Here is a 7,946-nt window from a genome sequence, read left to right as displayed (position 1 = left end):
CCGCCGGGGCCCGCATGGCGCCCGCAGCCGCCAAGCTGGCCGGTAGCGGAGCGCGTGCCGCCACTGGGGCCGCCAGCAGCGCGCGGTCGGCGTTTCAGGCGGGTTCTGCATCCGCCGGCGGCGGCCTCAAGGGCGCTGCCGCTGGTGTCGGCAATGTCGCCAAGACCGGCGCGCAGGCGACCGGGCAGAAGGTGGCTGAGGGCGCGCGCTCGATGAAGGAGCGTGTCGCCGCCGCCTTCCGGCCCGATGACGCCGGATCGGCGTCAGGGGGCGGTGCCGCACAGGCTGCAAACGAGCCAACCCCATCCACCGCGCAACCCGCCTGGGCCAAGCGCCTGCATCGCAGGCAGCAGCTCACCCATGCCGCGACGACCGCCGCCCACACGCTGCGCGGCGGCGATGGCGGCAGCTCCAGCCAAGGCCCGAGCCTGCGCGATTCCGATTCCTGATCTTCAAGGAGAACTCCCATGCGATTCAAACGACCGCAGGTGCGCTACGCCGATACGCCACAGCCTGCTACTCCGTATCAATCCGCCGCCCAGGTTTGGGACGAGCGCATCGGCTCGGCCCGCGTGCAGGCCAGAAACTGGCGTTTCATGGCCTTTGGCTGCCTCACGCTGGCCGTGCTGATGGCGGGCGGCCTAGTCTGGCGCTCGGCGCAGTCCATCGTCACGCCCTACGTCATTGAGGTGGACAACGCGGGCCAGGTGCGCGCTGTCGGCGAGGCCGCCACGCCCTACAAGCCCAGCGATGCGCAGATTGCCTACCACCTGGGCCGCTTCATCGGCCTGGTGCGCTCGCTGTCCATCGACCCCATCGTGGTGCGGCAGAACTGGCTCGATGCCTACGACTACACGACCGACAAAGGCGCGGTCGTGCTCAACGAGTACGCCCGCACGAATGACCCGTTCGCGCGCATCGGCAAGGAGTCGGTGACGGTGCAGATCACCAGCGTGACCCGCGCCAGCGACACGTCTTTCAACGTGCGCTGGACGGAAACGCGCTTCGTCAATGGCGCGCTGGATCGCACCGAACGCTGGAACGCGGTGATTTCCACGGTGCTGCAAACCCCGCGCACCGAGCAGCGTCTGCGCAAGAACCCCCTGGGCATCTACGTCAACGGGCTGTCGTGGAGCCGCGAACTGGAAGCTAACGAAGGAGCAAAACCATGAATGATCTTTTCCGTAAATCCGCCTTGCCGGTGATGCTTCTGGCTTCGACCGTGCTGTTCTCTGGCTGCGCTACTCAGGGCAAGCCGCCACCGACCATTTCGCTCGATGAGCCGGTGCAGGCCCAGCCGCTGCCGGAGCCACCAAAACCGGTGGAGGTGGTCACGGTGCCGCAGCCGCTCGCGCTGCCGTCGCAGTTGAAACCACTGCCAGAGACCGAGGAGGCCAAGCCCGCGCCGGAACCCGCGGATGAGAAAGTGCGCGTCTCGCGCGCCAATGCCGAGGCCCGTGTCGCGCCCACGCGCGAAGGCTACGTCAACGCGATCCAGGTCTGGCCCTTTACCGATGGCGCGCTTTACCAGCTCTATGCGGCCGTGGGCCGCGTGACGGTGGTTTCGCTGCAGCCCGGCGAGGAACTGGTGACGGTCGCGGCCGGCGACACGGTGCGCTGGATCGTCGGGGACACGTCGAGCGGCAGCGGTGAGGCTCTGCGCGTCAACGTGATGGTCAAGCCGATCCGCTCGGGCTTGAAGACCAATCTGGTCATCACCACCAGCCGCCGGACGTATCTGCTGGAGCTGACTTCGACCGAAAAGACGTGGATGGCGTCGGTGTCCTGGGAGTACCCGAAGGACAAGATGCTGGCCTTGCAGCGCCAGGCGCAGGCGGCCAGCGCCGCCGCCCCGGTCGATAGCGGCCTGTCGCTGGAGAAGATCCGTTTCCGCTATGCCATCAGCGGCAGCAATCCGCCGTGGAAGCCGCTGCGTGCTTTCGATGACGGCGAGAAGGTCTACATCCAGTTCCCGCCCGGCATCGCCCAGGGCGAGCTGCCGCCGCTGTTCGTGATCGGCGCGCAAGGCGACGGGCAACTGGTGAACTACCGATTCCGTGCGCCGTACTACATCGTTGATCGCCTGTTCGGCGCGGCCGAACTGCGCCTGGGCGGGGACAAAGGCGACGTGGTGCGGATTGAGCGCACGGACGGCACACGGAGGAACTGACCATGAGCCAGGACGATTCCCCTGATCTTGCGGCGCAGGCGGGCAAGGTCGCGCCCGAGGCGGTGGCGCTGCGCGCCCAGCCGCGCCCGGTCACGCGCCTGAACCGGCGCACGCTGGCCATCCTCGTCGGCGTCCTGTCGGTCGCCGTGCTCGGGGCCACGATCTGGTCATTGCAGCCGCACCGGCGCGGCACGGGCGAGCAGACCGAGCTTTACAACGTCGATCGCGTCTCGAAGTCCGAGGGGCTGGATGGTCTGCCGGCCGACTACTCGAAGCTGCCGCCGAAGGTGCCCGAGCTGGGGCCGCCGCTGCCGGGTGATCTCGGCCCAGCCATCGTGAAGTCGCAGCAGCCGGTGACGCCGGCCTACGCACCGCCGGGACATGATCCGGCGGATGCGTGGCGCAAGGAGGCCGATGCGGCGGCGAACTCGTCGGTGTTTTTCCGCTCGGGCAACCAAGGCAAGGCCACCGCGCCGGTCACGGCGCAAGCCGCTGCGGCTGCGCCCGGCAGCGCCTTGGCGGGCTTCGACCCGCTGGCCGCTGGCCCGGCCTCGACGGCGGCCCAGCCATCCGACCCGACAGCCGTGCAGAACCGGCAAGACCAGAAAGAGGCTTTCCTGAAAGGCGGTTCTACGGAAACCCGCAATTCCGGCAATCTCCAGATGCCGGCCTCGCCGTATCAGGTCATGGCGGGAACGGTGATCGCGGGCGCGCTGGTGACGGGCATCAAGTCCGATCTGCCGGGCGACGTGATAGCCACGGTGACGGAGCCGGTCTATGACACGGCCACTGGCAAGTTCCTGCTGATCCCACAGGGATCGCGCATCCTGGGCAAGTACAACAGCCAGGTGAGCTACGGGCAGAGCCGCGTACAGGTGGTGTGGAACCGCGTCATCCTGCCGGACACGTCCTCGCTGAAGCTAGACAACCTGGCGGGCACTGACCCTGCCGGCTATTCCGGCCTGGAGGATGGCGTCGATTGGCATTGGGATCGCGTCTTCGCGGGTGCGGCGCTGACGACCCTGCTGGGCGTGGGTGCCGAGTTGGCCGCACCGGAAAACCGGCAGGATGGCAACCGCATCGTGATCGCTGGGCGCGATAGCGCGCAGGACAGCATCAACCAGGTCGGCCAAGAGATGACCCGGCGCAACATGAACATCCAGCCGACGCTGACCGAGCGGCCGGGCCTGCCGGTGCGGATCATCGTCAACCGCGATTTTGTGCTGCGGCCGTACCAGCCTATGTTCTTCAACCGTGGAATTGCGAAATGAACACCACCAGGAAGTTGCGGCTTGGGCCGCTGCCCAAGGTCGAGAGCGTCAAGCTGGCCTTTGCGTGCCCGGTCAGCCTGAAAGCCGACCTCGACCGTTACGCCGCGCTGCACGCGCAGGTGTACGGCGAAGCGGTCGATGCCACGACGCTGATCCCGCACATGCTAGAGGCCTTCATGCAAGGAGACCGTGGGTTTCAGAGAAACAGCGCTAGTAAACACGCATTGCAAAACGCTGGTGGAGTAACCATCTCCGGTTGCCGTACGCCGTGAGCTTTTTGGCTATGCGTGACCTAGGTTGCGGGAGTTGGCATCGCGGCTTCGAATTTCGAGGGCTGCAAGCGGTGGGGTGTGCTACAGGTGCGCCATTCACCCACCCGCCAAGTGCTTCAGTGCTTGTGGCCGCCCTGGGCATCGTGGCCAGCCGGCTGGGCGCTGGCGTTGAGCGCACGCACGGGAGCCTTCACTTCGACCGATTCGCGCTTGCCGTCCGGGCCCTCGATGACGAGGGTCAGAGGCACCGTGTCGCCTTCCTTCACCTGCTGCTTCAGGTCCATCAGCATCACGTGGTAGCCGCCGGGCTTGAGTTCCACGGTCTTGCCTGCGGGCAGCTCGACGGCCGGCACCTGGCGCATCTTCATCACGTTGTCCTGCATGGCCATCTCGTGGACCTCGACGGCGGGCGTAAGCGGCGAGCTGGCCGAGACCAGCTTGCTATTCTTGGTTGCCTTCAACTGCATGAAGGCGCCGGTGGCTTTCTGTTGCGGTACGGTGGCGCGCACCCAGGCATCTTTGACGGTGACTTGCGCCTGGGCGGTGGCCGCGAGCAGCGAGGCGGCGACGATGGCTGTGCGGATGACGAGTTTCATGGTGTTCTCCTTGAGGGGATAGAGGGTCAGGCAGGGTTCAAGAGCTTGCGGATGTCGTCCGCATAGTCTTGGGCGGGTTGCTCATGGCGCAGGGCCAAGCGCAGCTTTCCTAGCGGGTCGTAGACGTAGCTGAGCGATGTGTGGTCCATGGTGTAGGACGATCCCGTCGGCATTTTCTTGTAGTAGACCTTGAAGTCCTTGGCGATCTGTGCGGTGCGTTCCAGGTCGCCGTACAGACCGATAAAGCTGGGGTCGAATGCAGCCGTGTAGGCTTTGAGCACCTCGGGCGTGTCGCGCTCGGGATCGACCGTGACGAACAGTGTCTGGAAGCGCTCGCCGTCGGGGCCGAGAAGCCGCTTGACCTCGGCCGCCCGCGCCAGGGCCGTCGGGCAGACATCTGGGCACTGAGTGAAGCCGAAGAAGACCAGGATGGCCTTGCCTCGGAAGTCCGCCAGCGTGCGCTCATTGCCATCCGGGTCGGAGAGCCGGATGTCCGTGGCATAGGTTGCACCGGTCAGATCGACACCTTTGTACGTGGGGACGTCTCAGAAAACGGAAAATAAAGCACGTTAAGCCCATTGCAGACGCTAGATATTGACGAGTACGTCGGGTTTTCTCTTGTTTGAGTTGCCTCTTGTGGTAAGATAGTAATCAATTACTATCTTACAAGGAGTGCTCGTGGACACCCATCCAAAGCATCTGCCGGCCGATGAACGTCGTGCCGTAACTGTCGAGTCCGTCGTGGCGCTTGCCGGTTCACAAAACCCAAGCGAGATAACCACTGCAGCTATCGCTAAACACATGAACTTGACCCAGGGTGCGCTGTTTCGGCACTTCCCGAACAAGGAAGCCATTTGGCAGGCGGTCATGGAGTGGGTAGCAGAGCGCCTATTAGCCAGAATCGATCGATCCGCACAAGGAATCGAGTCGCCCTTGGCAGCCATGGAGGCGATGTTCATGAGTCATATCGAATTCGTAGCTGAGCACCCAGGCGTGCCAAGAATGATGTTTGGTGAGCTTCAGCGTGCCGAATCGACACCGGCCAAGCGCATGGTGCAAACCTTGATTCAGCGCTACGGCGAACGTTTGCATCGTCTCATCGAGAAAGGCAAGGCCAGCGGCGAGTTGTCTCCCTCGCTTGACAACGAGGCGGCGGCAACGCTGTTCATTGGCACGATCCAGGGCTTGGTCATGCAATCGCTGTTGGCGGGTGATGTGGGACGTATGCACCGCGATGCGCCGCGCGTCTTTGCAATTTATCGGCGTGGCATAAGGAGTGCGCAATGAAAAAGTTACCCTTGCAAGGCCGCACCCTGGCGCTGCTTGCCGTCATCATTCCTTTGCTGGTGCTTTTTATTTATGTCGGTCTGCGATCAGGGCCGCTCGCCCCGGTCGCGGTGACGGTGGCAAGCGTGGAATCACGGGCTATCACACCGGCGCTGTTCGGCATCGGCACGGTGGAGGCGCGCTACACCTACAAGATCGGGCCGACGTTTGCCGGGCGCGTCAAACGCCTGGAGGTGCATGTAGGCGACCAGGTCAAGGCCGGACAGGTGCTCGGCGAGATGGAGCCGGTCGACCTCGATGATCGGGTGCGCTCACAGGAGTCGGCATTCAAGCGTGCGGAAGCGGCTTTGCGCGAGGCAGAAGCCCGGCAAGCCTACGCGCAAACCCAGGCGCGCCGCTACGAGCAATTGTTTGCGGTGCGCTCGACCAGCGAGGAAATCGTCACCACCAAGCGGCAGGAACTGCAGATCGCCGATGCCGCCTTATCTGCCGCTCGGGAAGATATTGTCCGGGCACGCTCCGACCGCGAAGGACTCGTCGCGCAGCGGAGCAATCTGCGCCTGATCGCGCCGGTCGACGGTGTAGTCGCCGTGCGCGATGCCGATCCCGGCACGACCATCGTCGCGGGCCAGGCCGTGGTGGAAGTGATCGACCCCAAGAGTTTGTGGATCAATGCGCGCTTCGACCAGATCAGCGCATCGGGGCTGGCTGGGGGGTTGCCGACTCTTATCGTCCTGCGTTCGCGTGGTGGCCAGACCTTGAAAGGTCGCGTGCTGCGGGTGGAACCCAAGGCCGACGCGGTAACCGAGGAAACGCTTGCCAAGGTGACATTCGATAACAAACCAGAACCTTTGCCACCGGTGGGTGAACTGGCCGAAGTCACGGTTGACTTGCCGGCGCTCCCGGCCGCTCCACTGATCCCCAACGCTGCCGTCCAGCGTGAGGGCGACAAAGTTGGTGTCTGGCAAATCGTGGATGGTGATCTGCATTTCTCCCCGGTCAAGCTCGGCACTTCCGACCTCAATGGTTACGTGCAGGTGCGCGAAGGGCTCAAGAATGGGGACCAGGTTGTGACCTATAGCGAAAAGGCACTGACGGCGCGCAGCCGCATCCATGTGGTCGACCATATCCCAGGAGTGTCACGATGATCAGCCTGGCCGGCCGCGACATTCTCCATGCCTGGGGAAAATTCGTCTTCACCGGCATCGGTCTGGGTCTGCTGATCGGCGTCACCCTGGTCATGGCTGGGGTGTACCGAGGCATGGTGGACGACGGCAAGGCGTTGCTCGACAACAGTGGCGCTGACCTTTGGGTGGTGCAAAAGGATACTCTGGGTCCTTATGCGGAGTCGTCCAGCCTCAACGATGACGTGTATCGCGCCATTCTCGCCATGCCGGGAGTCTCACAGGCAGCGAACGTGACCTACCTGACCATGCAGGTACGCAAGGGCGAGAGTGATGTACGCACCATGGTGGTCGGCATCGCGCCCGGTGCGTTGGGGGCTACACCCGGATGGCCTCCTTATCTCGTCGCTGGACGCCAGATCACGCGCGGTCACTACGAGGCGGTGGCCGACATCGCCACCGGCTTCAAACTGGGAGATCGTCTTGCCATTCGCCGAAATCATTACACCGTCGTGGGGCTGACACGGCGCATGGTGTCGTCCAGCGGCGACCCGATGGTATTCATTCCGCTCAAGGATGCCCAAGAGGCTCAGTTCCTCAAGGACAACGACGCCATTTGGCAAAGCCGGCGTCGCACCGAAGCCAACCCGGCCTTCAATCGACCCGGTGTTACTGGTTTGCTGGATGCCGTGATTGCTTCACAGAGCACCAACGCGTTCGTCAATGCAGTGCTGGTCACTCTGAAACCTGGTCATGCGCCGGACGAGGTTGCCGAATCCATCCGGCGCTGGAAACGTTTGACGGTCTACACACGGGCACAGATGGAAGACATCCTCGTCGGCAAGTTGATCGCCACGTCGGCCAAGCAGATCGGCATGTTCTTGGTGATTCTGGCCATCGTTAGCGCGGCCATCGTTGCCTTCATCATCTATTCGCTGACGATGGACAAAATCCGCGAGATCGCGGTGTTGAAGCTCATCGGCACACGCAACCGAACCATCGCCGCGATGATCATGCAGCAGGCGCTCGCCCTGGGCGTGATTGGTTTCGTGGTCGGCAAGATCACAGCCACTTTCTCAGCGCCCCTGTTTCCCAAGTACGTACTGCTGATGCCGTTCGACTCCATCGCCGGTTTTTTCGCCGTGCTCGTGATCTGCGTTCTAGCCAGCATCGTCGCCATTCGCATGGCACTCAAGGTCGACCCGGCCGAAGCCATTGGAGGTTGA

The 7,946-nt window shown here is 63.6% G+C and carries 9 protein-coding genes and 1 pseudogene; 8 read left to right on the top strand and 2 right to left on the bottom strand.

Features of this window, described 5'->3' with window-relative positions:
- From V8Z78_RS19520 to V8Z78_RS19500, 5 genes and pseudogenes are all read left to right on the top strand, one after another.
- A pseudogene (locus V8Z78_RS19520) lies at positions 1-449 on the top strand (P-type conjugative transfer protein TrbL); the annotation flags it as partial.
- A gap of 18 nt (positions 450-467) precedes the next feature.
- Positions 468-1,172 carry a conjugal transfer protein TrbF gene (trbF, locus tag V8Z78_RS19515; protein ID WP_003056121.1) on the top strand — a complete coding sequence of 235 codons (705 nt, stop codon included), beginning with the start codon at positions 468-470 and terminating at the stop codon, positions 1,170-1,172.
- Complete coding sequence (trbG, locus tag V8Z78_RS19510) at positions 1,169-2,170, top strand: P-type conjugative transfer protein TrbG (RefSeq protein WP_003056120.1); 1,002 nt, start codon at positions 1,169-1,171, stop codon at positions 2,168-2,170. Before trbF ends, trbG begins: the two co-directional genes overlap by 4 nt.
- Before the next feature lie 2 nt (positions 2,171-2,172).
- On the top strand, positions 2,173-3,441 hold the full coding sequence (locus V8Z78_RS19505) for a TraB/TrbI/VirB10 family type IV secretion system protein (protein ID WP_003056119.1): 1,269 nt from the start codon (positions 2,173-2,175) through the stop codon (positions 3,439-3,441).
- Entirely contained in the window at positions 3,438-3,713 is a 276-nt protein-coding gene (locus tag V8Z78_RS19500) for a DUF2274 domain-containing protein (protein WP_003056116.1), read from the top strand. The genes V8Z78_RS19505 and V8Z78_RS19500 overlap by 4 nt, the downstream gene beginning before the upstream one ends.
- Before the next feature lie 116 nt (positions 3,714-3,829).
- On the opposite strand, the gene V8Z78_RS19495 is transcribed toward V8Z78_RS19500, so the two are convergent.
- Both V8Z78_RS19495 and V8Z78_RS19490 read right to left on the bottom strand, forming a co-directional pair.
- Entirely contained in the window at positions 3,830-4,309 is a 480-nt protein-coding gene (locus tag V8Z78_RS19495; RefSeq protein ID WP_003056114.1) for a copper chaperone PCu(A)C, read from the bottom strand.
- A 26-nt stretch (positions 4,310-4,335) separates the two neighbouring features.
- Positions 4,336-4,827: an SCO family protein gene (locus V8Z78_RS19490; protein WP_076841736.1), complete on the bottom strand. Its 492-nt coding sequence runs from the start codon at positions 4,825-4,827 to the stop codon at positions 4,336-4,338.
- 160 nt (positions 4,828-4,987) lie between these two features.
- On the opposite strand from V8Z78_RS19490, the gene V8Z78_RS19485 reads away from it, so the two are divergent.
- The 3 genes from V8Z78_RS19485 to V8Z78_RS19475 are packed head-to-tail and all read left to right on the top strand — an operon-like array spanning position 4,988 to position 7,946.
- Complete coding sequence (locus V8Z78_RS19485; RefSeq protein WP_004393990.1) at positions 4,988-5,596, top strand: TetR/AcrR family transcriptional regulator; 609 nt, start codon at positions 4,988-4,990, stop codon at positions 5,594-5,596.
- Entirely contained in the window at positions 5,593-6,744 is a 1,152-nt protein-coding gene (locus V8Z78_RS19480; RefSeq protein ID WP_003056109.1) for an efflux RND transporter periplasmic adaptor subunit, read from the top strand. The genes V8Z78_RS19485 and V8Z78_RS19480 overlap by 4 nt, the downstream gene beginning before the upstream one ends.
- Complete coding sequence (locus tag V8Z78_RS19475; protein WP_003056108.1) at positions 6,741-7,946, top strand: ABC transporter permease; 1,206 nt, start codon at positions 6,741-6,743, stop codon at positions 7,944-7,946. The genes V8Z78_RS19480 and V8Z78_RS19475 overlap by 4 nt, the downstream gene beginning before the upstream one ends.

The sequence above is a fragment of the Comamonas sp. wu1-DMT genome, assembly GCF_040187805.1.
GTDB lineage: Bacteria > Pseudomonadota > Gammaproteobacteria > Burkholderiales > Burkholderiaceae_C > Comamonas > Comamonas thiooxydans.
The sequence above is the reverse complement of the archived record's forward strand: the minus strand, read 5'-3'. Positions and strand labels throughout refer to the sequence as shown.

What these genes read in the sequence shown, in the direction of transcription:
- trbF (WP_003056121.1), top strand. Translation starts at nt 468, where the DNA reads ATGCGATTCAAACGACCGCAGGTGCGCTACGCCGATACGCCACAGCCT.
- trbG (WP_003056120.1), top strand. Translation starts at nt 1,169, where the DNA reads ATGAATGATCTTTTCCGTAAATCCGCCTTGCCGGTGATGCTTCTGGCT.
- V8Z78_RS19505 (WP_003056119.1), top strand. Translation starts at nt 2,173, where the DNA reads ATGAGCCAGGACGATTCCCCTGATCTTGCGGCGCAGGCGGGCAAGGTC.
- V8Z78_RS19500 (WP_003056116.1), top strand. Translation starts at nt 3,438, where the DNA reads ATGAACACCACCAGGAAGTTGCGGCTTGGGCCGCTGCCCAAGGTCGAG.
- V8Z78_RS19495 (WP_003056114.1), bottom strand. Translation starts at nt 4,309, where the DNA reads ATGAAACTCGTCATCCGCACAGCCATCGTCGCCGCCTCGCTGCTCGCG.
- V8Z78_RS19480 (WP_003056109.1), top strand. Translation starts at nt 5,593, where the DNA reads ATGAAAAAGTTACCCTTGCAAGGCCGCACCCTGGCGCTGCTTGCCGTC.
- V8Z78_RS19475 (WP_003056108.1), top strand. Translation starts at nt 6,741, where the DNA reads ATGATCAGCCTGGCCGGCCGCGACATTCTCCATGCCTGGGGAAAATTC.